Origin of the sequence: Flavobacterium sp., assembly GCF_024642105.1 — a bacterium.
Classification (GTDB): domain Bacteria; phylum Bacteroidota; class Bacteroidia; order Flavobacteriales; family Flavobacteriaceae; genus Flavobacterium.
Genome location: NZ_JAHEBT010000052.1, coordinates 289,849 through 305,599 on the forward strand (window position 1 = coordinate 289,849; position 15,751 = coordinate 305,599).

General features: G+C 35.0%; 16 protein-coding genes. 9 read left to right on the plus strand and 7 right to left on the minus strand.

The genetic code is table 11. The annotated features are described in order from the left end of the window. The first annotated feature begins 17 nt into the window (after window positions 1-17). Together Q0L65_RS06865 and Q0L65_RS06870 are read left to right on the plus strand one after the other, a co-directional pair. Window positions 18-1,013: a glycosyltransferase family protein gene (locus Q0L65_RS06865; protein ID WP_296684738.1), complete on the plus strand. Its 996-nt coding sequence runs from the start codon at window positions 18-20 to the stop codon at window positions 1,011-1,013. 92 nt (window positions 1,014-1,105) lie between these two features. Further along, window positions 1,106-2,086: an acyl transferase gene (locus tag Q0L65_RS06870; protein WP_296684739.1), complete on the plus strand. Its 981-nt coding sequence runs from the start codon at window positions 1,106-1,108 to the stop codon at window positions 2,084-2,086. Here the strand turns inward: Q0L65_RS06870 and Q0L65_RS06875 are convergent. Continuing rightward, complete coding sequence (locus tag Q0L65_RS06875; protein ID WP_296684741.1) at window positions 2,083-3,024, minus strand: DUF3078 domain-containing protein; 942 nt, start codon at window positions 3,022-3,024, stop codon at window positions 2,083-2,085. The two genes, Q0L65_RS06870 and Q0L65_RS06875, sit on opposite strands and share 4 nt — an antisense overlap. A gap of 30 nt (window positions 3,025-3,054) precedes the next feature. Beyond that, window positions 3,055-4,827, minus strand: a complete 1,773-nt coding sequence (locus tag Q0L65_RS06880) for a 1-deoxy-D-xylulose-5-phosphate synthase (RefSeq protein ID WP_296684742.1) — start codon at window positions 4,825-4,827, stop codon at window positions 3,055-3,057. A 37-nt stretch (window positions 4,828-4,864) separates the two neighbouring features. Between Q0L65_RS06880 and Q0L65_RS06885 the strand changes: the two genes are divergently transcribed. Next, window positions 4,865-5,308 carry a nucleoside deaminase gene (locus Q0L65_RS06885; protein WP_296684744.1) on the plus strand — a complete coding sequence of 148 codons (444 nt, stop codon included), beginning with the start codon at window positions 4,865-4,867 and terminating at the stop codon, window positions 5,306-5,308. Window positions 5,309-5,485: 177 nt separating this feature from the next. Here the strand turns inward: Q0L65_RS06885 and Q0L65_RS06890 are convergent, their stop codons facing one another. Next, window positions 5,486-7,030 carry a ribonuclease E/G gene (locus tag Q0L65_RS06890; RefSeq protein ID WP_296684745.1) on the minus strand — a complete coding sequence of 515 codons (1,545 nt, stop codon included), beginning with the start codon at window positions 7,028-7,030 and terminating at the stop codon, window positions 5,486-5,488. 381 nt (window positions 7,031-7,411) lie between these two features. Further along, window positions 7,412-7,702, minus strand: coding sequence for an HU family DNA-binding protein (locus Q0L65_RS06895; RefSeq protein ID WP_039112429.1), 291 nt, complete (start codon window positions 7,700-7,702; stop codon window positions 7,412-7,414). A gap of 134 nt (window positions 7,703-7,836) precedes the next feature. Here Q0L65_RS06895 and mutY point away from each other — a divergent pair, with 134 nt between their 5' ends. Genes mutY through gldD form a run of 3 tightly spaced genes read left to right on the plus strand, consistent with a single transcriptional unit; the run spans window position 7,837 to window position 9,904 of the window. After that, window positions 7,837-8,868 (plus strand): A/G-specific adenine glycosylase, encoded by a 1,032-nt coding sequence (gene mutY / locus Q0L65_RS06900; protein ID WP_296684750.1) that lies wholly within the window; start codon window positions 7,837-7,839, stop codon window positions 8,866-8,868. 34 nt (window positions 8,869-8,902) lie between these two features. Further along, a complete protein-coding gene (gene ssb, locus Q0L65_RS06905) occupies window positions 8,903-9,316 on the plus strand; it encodes a single-stranded DNA-binding protein (RefSeq protein ID WP_296684751.1) in 414 nt (137 codons plus the stop codon). A 24-nt stretch (window positions 9,317-9,340) separates the two neighbouring features. Then, window positions 9,341-9,904, plus strand: a complete 564-nt coding sequence (gene gldD, locus Q0L65_RS06910) for a gliding motility lipoprotein GldD (RefSeq protein ID WP_296684753.1) — start codon at window positions 9,341-9,343, stop codon at window positions 9,902-9,904. A gap of 50 nt (window positions 9,905-9,954) precedes the next feature. On the opposite strand, the gene Q0L65_RS06915 is transcribed toward gldD, so the two are convergent. After that, a complete protein-coding gene (locus Q0L65_RS06915) occupies window positions 9,955-10,332 on the minus strand; it encodes a heavy metal-associated domain-containing protein (RefSeq protein WP_296684755.1) in 378 nt (125 codons plus the stop codon). Between the two features lie 96 nt (window positions 10,333-10,428). Between Q0L65_RS06915 and Q0L65_RS06920 the strand changes: the two genes are divergently transcribed. Then, entirely contained in the window at window positions 10,429-11,295 is an 867-nt protein-coding gene (locus Q0L65_RS06920) for a DMT family transporter (RefSeq protein ID WP_296684757.1), read from the plus strand. 51 nt (window positions 11,296-11,346) lie between these two features. Here the strand turns inward: Q0L65_RS06920 and Q0L65_RS06925 are convergent, their stop codons facing one another. Continuing rightward, entirely contained in the window at window positions 11,347-13,395 is a 2,049-nt protein-coding gene (locus tag Q0L65_RS06925; protein ID WP_296684759.1) for a pitrilysin family protein, read from the minus strand. Between the two features lie 8 nt (window positions 13,396-13,403). Beyond that, entirely contained in the window at window positions 13,404-14,729 is a 1,326-nt protein-coding gene (locus Q0L65_RS06930) for a pitrilysin family protein (protein WP_296684761.1), read from the minus strand. A 252-nt stretch (window positions 14,730-14,981) separates the two neighbouring features. Here Q0L65_RS06930 and rplU point away from each other — a divergent pair, with 252 nt between their 5' ends. Next, entirely contained in the window at window positions 14,982-15,425 is a 444-nt protein-coding gene (gene rplU / locus Q0L65_RS06935) for a 50S ribosomal protein L21 (RefSeq protein WP_296684763.1), read from the plus strand. 25 nt (window positions 15,426-15,450) lie between these two features. Then, window positions 15,451-15,711, plus strand: coding sequence for a 50S ribosomal protein L27 (gene rpmA, locus Q0L65_RS06940; RefSeq protein WP_296684764.1), 261 nt, complete (start codon window positions 15,451-15,453; stop codon window positions 15,709-15,711). Window positions 15,712-15,751 lie beyond the last annotated feature (40 nt).

Here is a 15,751-nt window from a genome sequence, read left to right on the forward strand (position 1 = left end):
AGCACAAATAACATTGGATGAAAATATTTTATGCTATTCAAGCAACAGGTAATGGTCATATAAGTAGAGCAATGCAACTATACCCCTACTTACTTAAATTTGGAGAAGTAGATTTTTTTATGAGTGGTAGTAATGCCAGTTTAGCTATTGATTTACCAGTAAAATTCAAAAGTTCTGGTTGTAGTTTATTCTACAGTAAATGTGGCGGTTTAGATTATTGGAATATTACCAAGAAAATTAAACCTATCCAAATGTATAAAGAGGCTAAATCCTTGCCTCTTAAAAATTATGATGTAGTGATTAATGATTTTGATTCTATTACTTCATTAGCTTGTAAACTGCAAAAAGTACATTCTGTTCAATTGGGGCATCAAGCAAGTTTTGTTTCAAAACAAACACCAAGACCAGATAAGAAAAGCGTAATGGGAGAAATGATTTTAAAACATTATGCTTCAGCACCAAAAAACATTGGATTACATTTTGAAAAATACGATTCGTTCATTGTTCCTCCTATCATTAAAAATGAAATTCAACAAGCAGAACCTACCAATTTGGGTCACATCACGGTTTATCTTCCGTCATTTGATCAAACTTGTCTAGAAAAAGCTTTTAGCAACCTTCCTGACCAAGAATTTCATTGGTTTTTGAGTGAGGTAAAATTCAAACACACAATAGGTAACATTACTTATTATCCTGTTAACCAAATCAATTTCAACGAAAGTTTAATTAGTTGTCATGGCATCATTACTGGGGGCGGATTTGAAACTCCAGCCGAAGCGTTGTATCTGAAAAAGAAAATACTAAGTATCCCGATTCTAAACCACTACGAACAAGAATGTAATGCAGCGGCATTGAAAAAAATGGGCGTACCTGTGGTTTACGAAGTCGGTGATAACTTTGAATTAATTATAGAGAATTGGCTTAACAATAACAATTCAATGCCTTTGATTCAAGCCAACAATATTAATGAAACGTTACAATATCTATTTGAAACCTATCATCAAACCACCTAAATAAATTCTATTTAAAGCTCCATTTTTAGGAGCTTTTTTTATACCCGTTTCTTTTCCCATTTATTTCGATTACTTTTGTAAAAAAATAATTCTTGATTTCAACCCACGATATATTTACCATTAGTAATCAAAAACAATTTGACAAAATTGCTTTGAAAGTATTCCGTTTTCAATACGAGAATAATTTGGTGTATCGTGAATTTTGCGATTTTTTAAAAACAGATGTACAAAAAGTAAAATCAATACAACAGATTCCTTTTTTACCCATTCAGTTTTTCAAAAGCCACTCCGTAGTTTCCAATACTAATCCTATCCAAGCTACTTTTACCAGTAGTGGTACAACCGGAATGAGTACTAGTAAACATTTAGTTACAGATGTAAGTATTTATGAAGAAAGCTATCGCAAAGGATTTTCTCAGTTTTATGGCAACATTGAAGACTATGTAGTTTTAGCATTGCTTCCTTCGTATTTAGAAAGAGAAGGCTCATCATTAATTCATATGGTAGATGATTTAATTCAACTATCAAATCAGCCCGAAAGTGGATTTTACTTGCATAACTACGACGAACTAATTGAAAAATTAATTCAACTAGATCAAGCAGGACAAAATGCAGTTCTAATTGGAGTCACCTATGCTTTACTCGATTTAGTCGAAAAACATTCATTTCAGTTAGAGAACACTATTATTATGGAAACCGGAGGGATGAAAGGCAAACGAAAAGAAATGATTCGCGAAGAATTACACCAACAACTTTGCGAAGGATTTGGCGTCAATGCCATCCATTCAGAATATGGAATGACCGAATTATTGTCACAAGCCTATTCTTTAGGTGAAGGAATTTTTGAATGTCCTTCTTGGATGCAAATCCTCGTTCGCGATACCGAAGATGCTTTGTCATATGTGAGAGAAGGCAAAACAGGCGGCATCAACGTCATTGATTTAGCCAATATCAATTCCTGTTCGTTTATTGCTACACAAGACCTAGGTAAAAAATATTCCAATGGGAGTTTTGAAGTTTTAGGTCGATTTGACCATTCTGATATTAGAGGTTGTAATTTGATGGTGATTTAAAAAGTGTAAACAAGGCCAACGCCTAACATTTGTTTCAATTGTACCTTAGGTCCTACCGTAACCTGTTTGCCGTCGATCTCCTTCTTGGCTTTAATATCATCATCATAAATAATTCGTGCACCAATACTTGCACGAACATATTGATTCACTACTAAGTCTAATAGAAAGTCATAATCAATATCAATATTGCCAAAATTATTAATATAATCAGAGTACAGCACTACTTTATTAACCAAATTAATATTTTTTACTATTTCTTTTTTATAGTAACTCGTAAATAAAAACCCTAATTCTGTCTTTGATTTTTTTCCATCAACAATACTATTGCCATTCGAATCGTACTGTGCTTTAGTAACACCAAATGCGCCCTGATTCGCCAGACGCTGGTCTAAAACTAAAGTAGTCTTAAAGGTAAACGGCGAAATATAAAAAATTCGATGCTTCTTTTTACTCGCATTTTCTGCTCCAACTCCTAAAAAAATATAAGCCGGGGCAAACAATCGAGAGATCGCTTTTTGTGTATTGGGATACGAATATCCATTGGTGAATTGAGTATTGAAATTAAATTTGGCAGAATGATACCAATTGGTAATCGTATCTTTTCGGTACCCAAAAGTAGAGTTAATCTGAATAGCATCGTCTGTTTTTCTCATCTCATGTCCATCCTGTTTATTTAACCCATAACGAATAGATAAATCATTTACCCACTTTTGATTGTCTTTGGCATAAACTCTAGAAAAATCTCCTTTGAGTAACCCTGAAACAGCACTATTACCTCCTGCACTCCAGTTGACAAAAGTAATTTCTGAAATATCAAATCCCAGTTTATTTTTTTTTGTCCAATGTGAAATTGAATCGGGCGATTTTGTACTTACCAATTCTTGAGCAAAAATCGTAATTGAAAAAAGGAATAAAAAAAGAAAAAAACGGAATCTCATTATATTTTTAGTATTAAAATTTTGATTTATTTATAGTACCTCTCGGAAAAGAGCTTCCAAACTTGTAACGTCAATTTTACAATATTGTTGCAATTCCAAAACAGTACCTTGCTCAATAAATTCATCTGGAATCCCTAATAACCGAACACTGGAATGGTACTTATTGGCAGCCGAAAATTCTAAAATGGAACTACCAAAACCCCCTGTAATTACGCCATCTTCAACAGTAATTATTGTATCAAATTTTGAAAAAATAGTATGTAAAAGTGTTTCGTCCAAAGGTTTTACAAAAGGAAAATCAAAATGAGCAATCTCTTCTGGATAATTTAAATTTTCTAAAGCTTGCGTCACATTATTCCCAATCGTTCCGTTAGACAAAACGGCTATTTCAGTTCCTTCTTTTATACAATATGCTTTACCAATGGGTATGGTTTGATAGGGTGTTTGCCAATGGGTGTTTTGTCCACGTCCACGTGGGTAACGAATAGCAATAGGATGTTCCAATCCTAATTGAGCGGTGTACAAAATGTTCTGTAAAGCCATTTCATTTCGTGGTGAATACACAATTAAATTTGGAATACAACGCAGATAGGCCAAATCAAAAACACCATGATGAGTAGCGCCATCCTCTCCCACTAAACCAGCCCGATCCAAACAGAAAATAACCGGTAAATTTTGCAAAGCCACATCATGAATCACTTGATCATACGCTCTTTGTAAGAACGTCGAATAAATATTGCAAAAAACAACCATCCCTTGTGTTGCCATTCCGGCTGCCAAAGTAACCGCATGTTGTTCCGCTATCCCTACGTCAAAAGCACGTTTAGGAAAGGCATCCATCATTAATTTTAGCGAACTTCCAGTAGGCATTGCCGGAGTAATACCTATAATTTTTTCATTCTTTTGTGCCAAATCCAAAATCGTTTCACCAAAAACATCTTGGTATTTTGGCGGTAAATTTGCTTCCGATTTAGGAATAATTTCTCCCGTATTAGCATCAAATTTTCCTGGGGCATGGTATTGCACTTGATTCTCTTCCGCTTGTTGCAGTCCTTTTCCTTTGGTCGTAATAACGTGCAAAAATTTTGGCCCTTTTACTTTTTTTAGTCGCTCTAATTCTTGGATTACTGCCTGAATATCATGTCCATCAATAGGTCCTGAATAGTCAAAATTCAAGGACTTAATCATGTTGTTTTGTCTCGGATTTTTTCCTTCTTTGACGGCCGTCAAATAGTTTTTCAACGCACCCACGCTTGGATCAATCCCAATGGCGTTATCATTTAAAATGACTAATAAATTAGCATCGGTAACTCCAGCGTGATTCAGTCCTTCAAAAGCCATTCCCGAAGCTATCGAGGCATCGCCAATAACCGCAATATGTTGTTGTTCCAAATCGCCTTTCAAATTAGCAGCAATTGCCATACCTAAAGCAGCAGAAATAGAAGTAGATGAATGGCCTACGCCAAAAGCATCGTACTCACTTTCGCTTCGTTTTGGAAAACCTGAAATGCCGTGAAGTTGTCTGTTGGTATGGAAATTATCTCTTCTTGCCGTAAGTATTTTATGTCCGTAGGCTTGATGCCCTACGTCCCAAATTAAACAATCGTTGGGCGTATCAAAAACATAATGCAAAGCAATAGTCAACTCTACCACTCCCAAACTAGCACCCAAATGGCCTTCTTTTACCGAAACCACATCAATAATGAAGTCGCGCAACTCTTGAGCCAGTTGCGGCAATTGATTGACATCAAGTTGACGTAAATCATTGGGACTGTTAATACTTGAAAGTAAATTGTTTGACATGATGCAAATGTACAAATTGAATTCTTATTTTTGCCAAATGGAAAACCCTTTCAACGACACCTATTTTATGAAGAAAGCCTTGCAAGAGGCTGAGATGGCTTTTGACAAGGGCGAAATTCCCGTAGGCGCACTAATTGTAATCAATAACACCATCATTGCTCGTAGTCATAATCTAACGGAATTACTGCATGACGTAACGGCTCATGCCGAAATGCAAGCCATTACAGCAGCCGCTAATTTCTTGGGTGGAAAATACCTAAAAGACTGTACTTTGTATGTCACTTTAGAGCCTTGTCAAATGTGCGCTGGTGCTTTGTATTGGAGTCAAATTTCCAAAATAGTGTATGGTGCAAGCGATGAGCAACGTGGGTTTACAGCAATGGGAACGCAATTGCACCCTAAAACTGAAGTGGTTTCTGGAATATTAGCAGAAGAAGCTTCGGAACTAATGAAACGCTTTTTTGCGGAGCGCAGGAAGTAATCTTTACTAATTAACCTTAGCCCAGATAGAAGCGGCATCCTTTTTTGGTGACTGAGGAACTCGAAGGCACCAAAAAGATAGAGCGAATAGCTGGAAATAGCTCCTAAAATAAGATTGCTTCGTTCCTCGCAATAGGACATAAAAAAACCGCCAATCTTTCGAAAGGCGGTTTCTTTTTTATTCTGAAATAACATTCCCTTTTTTGTCAAAGAAATGGTATTCTAAATACGTGTAAGCGTCACGTGGTATAATTTTCACCCATTTTTTATGTTCAAAGAACCACTTTGAACGTATTGATGGAAAACCTTTGGTAAGGTAGGCAGCCACAAATGGATGTACATTAAGTACTACATTTGAATGACTGTTTAGAACTCTTTCTAGGTCTAAAGTAATCTTGTCAATGATAAGAATTGGCGCTTCAATTTCGCCGCTTTCATTATTCGGATCTTCTTCTCTAGTTTTGATATTCATTTCTGGTCTTACGCGTTGACGTGTTATTTGGACTAATCCAAATTTACTCGGCGGTAAGATTTTGTGTTTGGCTTTATCATCGCTCATCTCTTCTCGTAAGAAGTCGAATAATACTTTACGATTTTCAGGATTCGCCATATCGATAAAATCAACTACGATTATTCCGCCCATATCGCGAAGACGCAATTGTCTTGCTATTTCGGCGGCTGCAATCATATTCACTTCCATGGCGGTATCTTCTTGATTAGAAGCTTTATTAGAACGGTTTCCACTATTCACGTCAATAACGTGTAATGCTTCGGTATGTTCAATAATAAGGTAAGCCCCTTTACTCATAGAAACCGTTTTTCCAAAGGAAGTCTTGATTTGTCTCTCTATATTGTATTTCTCAAAAATGGGAGTATCATTGGATTGATAAAACTTCACAATTGATTCTTTGGACGGTGCAATTTCTTGTACATAATCCTTGGTTTGTTGGTACAACTCTTCATCATCAATTTGAATACCACTAAAGGTATCGTTAAATACGTCTCGTAAGATGGAAGAAGCTCTGTTGAGCTCTCCTAATACTTTTGACGGATGATGAGCAGTTGGTAATTTCTTACACATTGCAGTCCATCTGCTAAGCAGGTTCTGCAAATCTTTTTCTAATTCGGCTGTATTTTTGCCTTCGGCTACTGTACGAACAATAACACCAAATCCTTTTGGTTTAACAGATTGTACAAGTTTTTTCAAACGATCTTTTTCTTTTTTGTCTTCTATTTTTTGAGAAATAGAAACACGGTCAGAAAAAGGAACTAACACAATAAAACGTCCGGCAAGAGAAAGCTCAGCGCTAATTCTTGGTCCTTTGGTTGATATTGGTTCTTTTACGACTTGTACTAAAATTGATTGATTGGCACTCAAAACATCTGTAATGGTACCATCTTTATCAATTTCATTGTCAAACTGAAAGGTTTTTAGGGAGAAATCTTTTAATTTACCTGCGCTTACAAGTTTTATGAATTTCAGTTGGGAAGCTAAATTAGGACCTAAGTCGTGATAGTGTAAAAAGGCATCTTTTTCGAAGCCAACATTCACAAAAGCAGCATTCAGTCCAGCAACTGGTTTTCTTATTTTGGCAATAAAAATATCACCAACTTGAAAGTTGCTTTTTTCTTCTTCTTTGTGTAATTCAATTAGTTTTCCATCTTTTAATAAGGCAAAATCTACGGCTTCTGAACTGGATCGAATGATTAATTCTTTATTCACGCTGTACATTTTTATCCGAACATTGGGTTGTCGGTCATTGGTTGTGCATTGGTGGAAAAAACCATCAACTATCAACCATCAACTACCAACTTATAGTAAGGATGGATTAAACAATATTTTTAACAGGTATTGAACCCGGGGAAAACTAGCTAGCAGCGGACAGTTCTATGCAGTCAGTATACTGAATACTAAAAACTGGAGACTGATTACTAATTTTCAATTTCAATGAACGTTTAAAAAGAAAAAAGTAGTTTAAAACTACTTTTTCTTCTTGTGACGGTTAGCTCTCGCTCTTTTTTTACGTTTGTGCGTCGCTACCTTATGTCTCTTTCTTTTTTTACCACTTGGCATATCTTGTAGATTTTATGATTAATTACTCTTTTATTTTGCTTCGTTATTGATTTTTACGCCTTCTACAAAAACTTTTGCCGGTTTAAAAGCAGGAATATTGTGAGCAGGAATTTTTATTGTTGTGTTTTTTGAAATGTTTCTACCTGTTTTTTCAGCTCTTGTTTTTACGATAAAACTTCCAAAACCTCTTAAATATACGTTATCTCCAGTCTCTAATGAAGTTTTAACTTCATTCATAAAGGTTTCTACAGTTGCCTGAACATCTCCTTTTTCAAGACCTAATTTCTCTGAAATTTTCGCTACGATATCTGCTTTCGTCATTTTCTTTCCTTATTTATAAATGTTGTACTATTTTTTTGAGTTTGCAAATATATGAATTAAAAAAACAATTATTCAAGCTAATTCATTAAATTTTAATCACATAAACTTTTACTTTTGCAAACAAATATTTAACAATGGATTTTTCTAAGTTATTGATAGGTTGGTATTTACAAAACAAGCGCGATTTACCTTGGCGAAATACCACCAATCCATACCCGATTTGGCTTTCAGAAATCATGCTCCAACAAACGCGAGTGGCGCAAGGAATGCCTTATTTTTTTTCATTTACAAATGCCTTTCCAACTGTTTTTGATTTGGCCAATGCTCACGAAGAACAAGTTTTAAAATTATGGCAAGGATTAGGCTATTATTCACGTGCCAGAAATTTACACCAAACCGCACAATATATTGCTAATGAACTTGGAGGTATTTTTCCAAACAACTATAAAGATTTACTTCAATTAAAAGGAATTGGCGAGTACACCGCTGCAGCCATCGCTTCATTTGCTTATAACGAAGTCGTTCCTGTAGTTGACGGAAACGTATTTCGGGTGCTATCACGTTATTTTGATATTGAGACCGATATTGCTTCGGCTTCCGCCAAAAAGGAGTTCAGCGCAATAGCTTTGGAATCAATTCCAAAAGATAACCCTGCCTTATTCAATCAAGCTATAATGGAATTTGGCGCTTTGCAATGTGTTCCAAAAAACCCCAATTGTTCGGATTGTATTTTCAACCAAAGTTGCGCTGCTTTGCAAAAGAAAAAAGTAGACCAACTTCCTGTAAAATTAAAAAAACTAAAAGTCAGAAACCGATACTTTAATTACCTCATCTTTTCAGACGACGTTGAAAATACCATTATTCAAAAACGTACAGATAAAGGAATTTGGCACAATTTATATGAGTTCCCCTTGATTGAATCTGAAAAGGAAGAAGATTTCAAGACTATGTCAAAGCAAATTCAAAACAATTTTCAGCATTGGAATATCCTAACTATTGGAGAAGAAAACTCGAAAAGCATTATTCATAAATTATCGCACCAACATTTGCATATTAAATTTTGGAATGTAAAAGTAGGCGGAACTATTCCAAACGGTATTAACTCAACTGATTTGAAAACCTATCCGTTCCCTATAGTGCTTCATAATTTTATCGAGGCAAAATAAAAAATCCTATCTTTGATTCAAATACCACGACATTATGAATGGAACAGTAAATAAAGTAATTCTTATCGGCTATCTTGGAGACGAAGTCAAGTTGCATTATTTTGAAGGAGGGAATTGTATTGGCCGATTTCAATTGGCAACACACGAAGTCTACATCAATAAAACAACGAACGAGAAAATCACTTCTACAGAATGGCATAATTTAGTGGTGCGAAATAAAGCAGCTGAATTGTGCGAAAAATACCTTTCTAAAGGAGATAAAATTTATGTAGAAGGCCGTATCAAATCCCGTCAATGGCAAGCCGAAGACGGAACAACCAAACATACGTCTGAAATTCAAGTGGTTGAATTTACTTTTTTGAACACTAAAAAAGATTCCGAAAACAACAAAACAACTCCTTCAGAACCTCAGAATACTACTTTACCTATTAACGATTTGCCTTTTTAATCGCTATACATTTACAAATTTTTTATGCCAAAAAAAACAATCCTTTTTATAACGCTCATTCTTGTAGCCTTGACTGTGTTGAGCTGTAAAAAAGAAGTGTTGCCAAAACCTTCAAGTCATTTACGCCTTGACTATCCTGAAGCCAATTATGCGCAATTTGAAAGTCAATGCCCTTTTACTTTTGAGATGAATGCCGATGCCGTTATCAAAGGTGAAAAAGAGTGTAGCTTCACCATCAGCTACCCAAAAATGAAAGCAACTATTTATTTGACCTACAAACCCGTCAATGGAAATATCAATAAATTATTGCGCGATGCTCAAAAATTAACCTATGAACACGTAATTAAAGCCGATGATATTTTAGAGCAGCCCTTTCTAAATCCACAACAAAAAGTATTTGGAATGTTTTACCAAGTAGATGGAAACGCTGCAACTAATTCACAGTTTTATGCTACTGACAGTACCAAGCATTTTGTAACAGGTTCGGTTTATTTTTATGCCAAACCTAATTTTGATTCCATTATGCCTGCCGCTAGTTATGTCAAAAATGACATGCAACGATTACTAGAGACTTTGAAATGGAAATAACAAAAAAAGCATCCCAAAAGGATGCTTTTAATTTTATACAGTAAATTAGTTTATGATTTCGGTAAAACTACTTTATAGGTTTTTCCGTCAGCAGTAGCTTCAACTACTTTAGTCAAACTTTCTTGATTTTGAATTGTTTTATCAAATACCACAGTGGCTTTTTTAGAATCAAAATCTACCGTTGCTTTTTGAACACCGTCTAAAGCACCTAATTCTTCTTCAATGGTTTTGGCACAACCCATTGCGCAAGTCATTCCTTCAATTTCAAAACTCGCAGTTTGTACATTTTCAGCAGCTATTACTACTTCTTTTTTAGGTGCTGCAGTTTCTTTTTCAGCCGCAACCTCCTTTGTTTCAGCTTCTTTTTTGCAGGATACCGTTAAAAGACTAATGAACGCCAGTACCAATATTGTTTTTGTAATTTTCATATTTGTGATATTTATTTCTTTGATAATGACAAAATTAATTAAAAAAAGACGGACAATTTCACAAAATTAGTAGAATTTTGAGCCAAATTATTTTCTATGGAATCCAAACAGCTCAAATGGGTCTATCTCACTATTCTTTCTTTAATTTGGGGAAGTTCTTTTATTTTAATTAAAAAAGGCTTAGTCGGATTAACCGCCCTACAATTAGGCTCTTTACGTCTGATTTTTTCAGCGCTTTTTTTACTGTTAATTGGATATAAAAGTTTGTTTACACTAACTAAATCACAATGGAAATATATTGCCTTAACAGCAGTTTTTGGCACGTTCCTACCTGCCTATCTTTTTGCCTTAGCCGAAACTGAAATTGATAGTTCTACAACTGCCATTTTAAATTCATTAACTCCATTAAATACTTTAGTATTGGGAATGCTCGCTTTTGGAGTACCTTTTAAAAGAAATCAATTTTTCGGAATTTGCATTGGTCTATTAGGGAGCATTTTGCTGGTCTTTAATGGAGCTTCAAATCATCCTGAACAAAATTATTACTATGCGCTTTTGGTAGTAGTGGCATCCATTTGTTATGCAACTAATGTGAATTTGATTAAAAAATATTTACCTAACGTAGCTCCTCTAAGCATAACCACAGGAAACTTTTTGGTTTTATTAACTCCCGCTATTTTGTTATTGTACTTTTCAGGATTTTTCGAAATAGCAACAATTCCAGAAGTTCAAACATCAATGGCATACATTGCGATACTCGGAATAGTGGGTACTGGAATTGCCAATATTCTTTTTTTTAAATTGATCCAATTATCATCACCAGTTTTTGCAACTTCAGTAACGTATTTAATTCCGATTGTCGCTTTCTTTTGGGGATTATTGGATCACGAAATACTGACACCTATTCAATTCATCGGAGCATTTGTGATATTAATTGGCGTATATCTTTCGTCTAAGAAATAAAAAAAAGCGGTCTTTTCAGACCGCCTTTTAATTATACAAACTAAACGCTATTTATTGAAAATCAGCATCTGTTACTCCTTCGTTAATTTTCACATCAGACATTTTCACATTCAATTCAAAACCTACATTTTGAACCAAGTTAAATGGGACTTTCACTCCTTTTACCTCACGGTAGTCTAAATAAGAATTGGTTTTATTCATCGTTTTTCCACCTTGCTCAATTGTAATAACATCCGCAATTTTCAAACCTGATTTAATATCATAGTACAAGGTTGTTTTTCCGTTTTTCAAAGCATAGGCTTCCGTTCCGTTGATAGTTTCTATTCCTGTTAAACTCACTTCCGGTTTTTTCAATAGATTCAACTCTTCAAATGGCGTCGCAGCTGCTTTCAAATCTTCCAAATCTTTGCCTTTAATTTCTACTTTCTGACCTTGTTGAATGACAAAACCACCTTTTTCATTTACTAATTGCTTCATCAAACTCATTCCGCCCATTGCTAGCTCTACCACTAATTTACCTTTTGCGTCAATTTTGGAATTGAAACTTAAAGGAGCTGGAGCTTGCGGAATAGTAGTTGACCCAACCATTGCAATTGTTTTCACCGCAAGAGCGGCTTTTTCGCCACCAATAGCCTTAATATAATTATCCAAAACCGTTTTGGCAGTCATTCCTTTAGGAACTTCTTTTTTGAAAACTGGTTTTTCTACAGCATTCCCGTATTTGTCAAAAAACAAAATCGGAATTTTCAATTTTTCTAATGCTGGAGCTACATCAGCACCTTTACCTACAATTAAGATTCGGCTATTATCTGCTAAAAAATATTTATTGGCTACACGTAATACATCGTCAGCAGTTACCGCATTGATGTTTTTGATGTAGTTTTCATAAAAATCAACGGGTAAATTTTGCGTTTGAATTCGCAAAGCATAACCCGCAACTGTTTGTGGTTTTTCAATTTGCATTACAAAACGCCCGATATAACCCGCTTTTACACTAGCAAGCATATCATCAGACACTTTTTCCGTTCTGATTTTTTTATATTCTTTGAAAATTTCAACTACTGTACTATCTGTTACTGCATTTCGAACTTGAGTGGATGCTTCAAACTTCGTAATGCGTTTATCTCCACGAATGCTTGATCTTGCTCCATACGTCCATCCGTGAGCTTCTCTCAAATTCATATTCAGGTAACTATTAAAGTCCCCTCCTAAAATTTGATTGGCAACCAAAGCTGGGAAATAATCTGGATCGGTCATTTTTAGATTAACCAAATTCACCACAGCCACTTCTGACTGTACCGCATTGGGCATATCTACAAAATTGATTTGCGAAAAAGCAACATCTTTTGGCTCTGCATAAGCTTGAACTGGAGCTACTGCTTTTTTCCAAGAACCAAATAATTTTTCAACTGCTTTTTTAGTTTCGGCAAACTTAACGTCACCTACAATAATTAAATAGGCATTTGCAGGAACAAAATACGTATTGTAATTTGCTTGAACATCAGCCAAAGTAACATTTTTCAAAGTAGCCTCACTCACATATTCACCATTAGGATGATTTTTTCCAAAAGTCAAGAAATCATTAACTCGAGAGGCAATTTCAGGAACACTTTTTTCACTTGCTTTTAAGCCTTCAATCATTTTGGCTTTTTCTTTGTCAAATTCAGCTTGAGTGAAGTTAGGATTTAAAGCGCCATCAGCTAATAATTCTAAAACACGACCCGCGTATTTAGACAATGTATTTCCAGAAGCACCATTGGAACTAAAACTAATATTGGCTCCCATGAAATCAATCTCTTCATTGAAAGCCGTTTTAGAGATTTTTTTGGTTCCGTTACCAATAAGACTACTAGTCAAATCAGAGACTCCTTTTTTAGCTCCTTCGGCATAAGGGGCATTATCTAAAGTTAGCGTAAACGAAACCCTAGGTAATTTATGATTTTCAACCACCATTACTTTCAACCCATTCTTTAATTGGAATGACTCTGGTTTCCCTATTTTAATTGTTGGGGCTACTCCTGATTTGGGTTGAGGGATGATTTGTCCTTGCATTATCGCTGATATAAATAAGCTTGATAAAATTATAATTGATTTTTTCATGATGTATCTTAGTTTTGGGATTTATCTTTCACTGGCACATAGTCCAATACCATTCTTTGGTTTGGATTCAAATACTTCTTAGCAATATCCCTAATTTCCTCACGAGTGATGGAATGATACATTTCGATCTCGGTGTTGATTAAATTTACATCACCGTACAACAAATGATACGTAGCTAAATTATTAGCAATACCTTCAATGGTTGAATTACTATTTACATATTGATTATCAAATTGGTTTTGTAATTTTTGTAAATCTTTCTCAGAAATTAACTCAGTCTGTAATTTGACAATTTCTTCGTCTATTTCAGCAAGCAAATTAGCCGCTGTGAATGGAGATTGAGGTAGACCATACAAGATGTACGTCCCATAATCTTCTTGACTGTAATTGAACGCTCCTATCTGAAGTGCCATTTTCTTATCGTCAACAATCTTTTTGTACATTCTTGAACTTTTCCCATCACTCAAGATAGACGAAATCATATCTAATACACGGGCATCACGAGTTTTCATTGATGGTGTTCTGTATGCAGTAACCATCATTGGCAATTGAATATTTGGATCTTCAAATTTGGCTTTGATAGTTTCTGTAATTGGAGCTTCCTCATAAATTTCACGCTTGATTGGTGTCCCTTTTGAAATCACTCCAAAATACTTCTGAATCCATTCTTTAGCTTGTTCTGGTTTGAAATCTCCAGCAACAACTAAAACGGCATTATTTGGAATGTAGAATTTTTTATTAAACGCTTGAAATTCCTCTAGCTTAGCTGCATCCAAATGTTCCATTGAACCAATAGTTGTCCAACGGTACGGATGATTTTTAAACATGTTTTTCTTCACTTGCGGTAATAATTGACCATAAGGACTGTTGTCATAACGCAATCTTTTCTCTTCTTTTACTACCTCATTTTGAGTATCTACTCCTATTTGATTGATTACAGGATGCAATAAACGTTCTGCTTCCATCCACAAACCTAACTCTAAATTGTTAGAAGGAAAAACTTCGTAATAATAGGTTCTGTCTTCCGTAGTATTGGCGTTATTTACACCGCCATTTCCTGTGACAATTTTAAACCATTCGCCTCGTTTAATATTTTGTGTTCCTTCAAACAACAAATGTTCAAAAAAGTGAGCAAAACCAGTTCGATCTGGTTGTTCATCTTTGGCACCGACATGGTACATTACCGAGGTCACCACCGTTGGGGCTGACGGATCGTTGTGCAAAATTACATGCAATCCATTGTCTAAGTCATACTCTTCAAAGGCGACTTTCTGAGCAGAAGCGACTCCTCCCAGCATCAATGCAGCACTTAACATCATGATAGATTTTTTCATAAAGATTAATAATTTAAATTAGATTTAGGGTTTAATACTCCCAAGGAATTTATTAGATATCCCAAAAGGAATATTGTTACATCAAAAATAGTTTTTTTTAATTGGAATTGGGTTACAAATTCAACTTTGATAAAAAATTAACACTTCTTTTCTTTAAAGAAAATAGCGCTAAAAACTTTTTCACCAGAGAGATTGCACAGTAAAATATTAGTTGTATATTTGCAACCTTAAAATTAATAAAAACAATTTCGTATGTATGCAATCGTAGAGATAGCAGGGCAACAATTCAAAGTAAGCAAAGACTTAAAGGTTTATGTTCACCGTTTGGCTAACGAAGAAGGTTCAAAAGTTTCTTTTGACAAAGTTCTTTTATTAGACGATAAAGGTAATGTAACTTTAGGCGCCCCAGCTATAGAAGGTGCTTCTGTAGAAGCTAAAGTGTTACAACACTTAAAAGGAGACAAAGTTATCATTTTCAAAAAGAAAAGAAGAAAAGGATACAAAAAGAGAAACGGTCACAGACAATATCTTACTCAAATTGTAATTGAAGGTATTACAGTAGGTGGAGCTAAAAAAGCTGCAGCACCTAAAAAAGAAAAAGTAGTAGCTGAAGCGCCTGCAACTGAAGAAGCTAAACCAGCTCCTAAAGCTAAAAAAGCAGCACCAAAAGCTAAAAAAGAAGATACTAAAGAATAATTAACAATATTAAAACCAATACGTCATGGCTCACAAGAAAGGTGTCGGTAGTTCGAAGAATGGTAGAGAATCAGAATCAAAACGTTTAGGCGTTAAGATTTTTGGTGGTCAAGCTGCTATTGCTGGAAACATCATCGTAAGACAAAGAGGTTCTAAACACAATCCAGGTGAAAACGTTTACATCAGTAAAGATCACACTTTACATGCAAAAGTTGATGGAGTTGTTAAGTTCCAAAAGAAAAGAGATAAGAAATCATACGTTTCTATCCTTCCATTCGAAGCATAATCAGTAAGATTTTATATATCATTAAAAAACCTGTTTCTCA

Bases quoted from the DNA above. Each gene is read 5' to 3' on its own strand.
- Q0L65_RS06865 (WP_296684738.1), top strand. From the start codon at position 18: ATGAAAATATTTTATGCTATTCAAGCAACAGGTAATGGTCATATAAGT.
- Q0L65_RS06875 (WP_296684741.1), bottom strand. From the start codon at position 3,024: ATGAGATTCCGTTTTTTTCTTTTTTTATTCCTTTTTTCAATTACGATT.
- Q0L65_RS06880 (WP_296684742.1), bottom strand. From the start codon at position 4,827: ATGTCAAACAATTTACTTTCAAGTATTAACAGTCCCAATGATTTACGT.
- Q0L65_RS06885 (WP_296684744.1), top strand. From the start codon at position 4,865: ATGGAAAACCCTTTCAACGACACCTATTTTATGAAGAAAGCCTTGCAA.
- Q0L65_RS06895 (WP_039112429.1), bottom strand. From the start codon at position 7,702: ATGACGAAAGCAGATATCGTAGCGAAAATTTCAGAGAAATTAGGTCTT.
- mutY (WP_296684750.1), top strand. From the start codon at position 7,837: ATGGATTTTTCTAAGTTATTGATAGGTTGGTATTTACAAAACAAGCGC.
- ssb (WP_296684751.1), top strand. From the start codon at position 8,903: ATGAATGGAACAGTAAATAAAGTAATTCTTATCGGCTATCTTGGAGAC.
- gldD (WP_296684753.1), top strand. From the start codon at position 9,341: ATGCCAAAAAAAACAATCCTTTTTATAACGCTCATTCTTGTAGCCTTG.
- Q0L65_RS06915 (WP_296684755.1), bottom strand. From the start codon at position 10,332: ATGAAAATTACAAAAACAATATTGGTACTGGCGTTCATTAGTCTTTTA.
- Q0L65_RS06920 (WP_296684757.1), top strand. From the start codon at position 10,429: ATGGAATCCAAACAGCTCAAATGGGTCTATCTCACTATTCTTTCTTTA.
- Q0L65_RS06925 (WP_296684759.1), bottom strand. From the start codon at position 13,395: ATGAAAAAATCAATTATAATTTTATCAAGCTTATTTATATCAGCGATA.
- Q0L65_RS06930 (WP_296684761.1), bottom strand. From the start codon at position 14,729: ATGAAAAAATCTATCATGATGTTAAGTGCTGCATTGATGCTGGGAGGA.
- rplU (WP_296684763.1), top strand. From the start codon at position 14,982: ATGTATGCAATCGTAGAGATAGCAGGGCAACAATTCAAAGTAAGCAAA.
- rpmA (WP_296684764.1), top strand. From the start codon at position 15,451: ATGGCTCACAAGAAAGGTGTCGGTAGTTCGAAGAATGGTAGAGAATCA.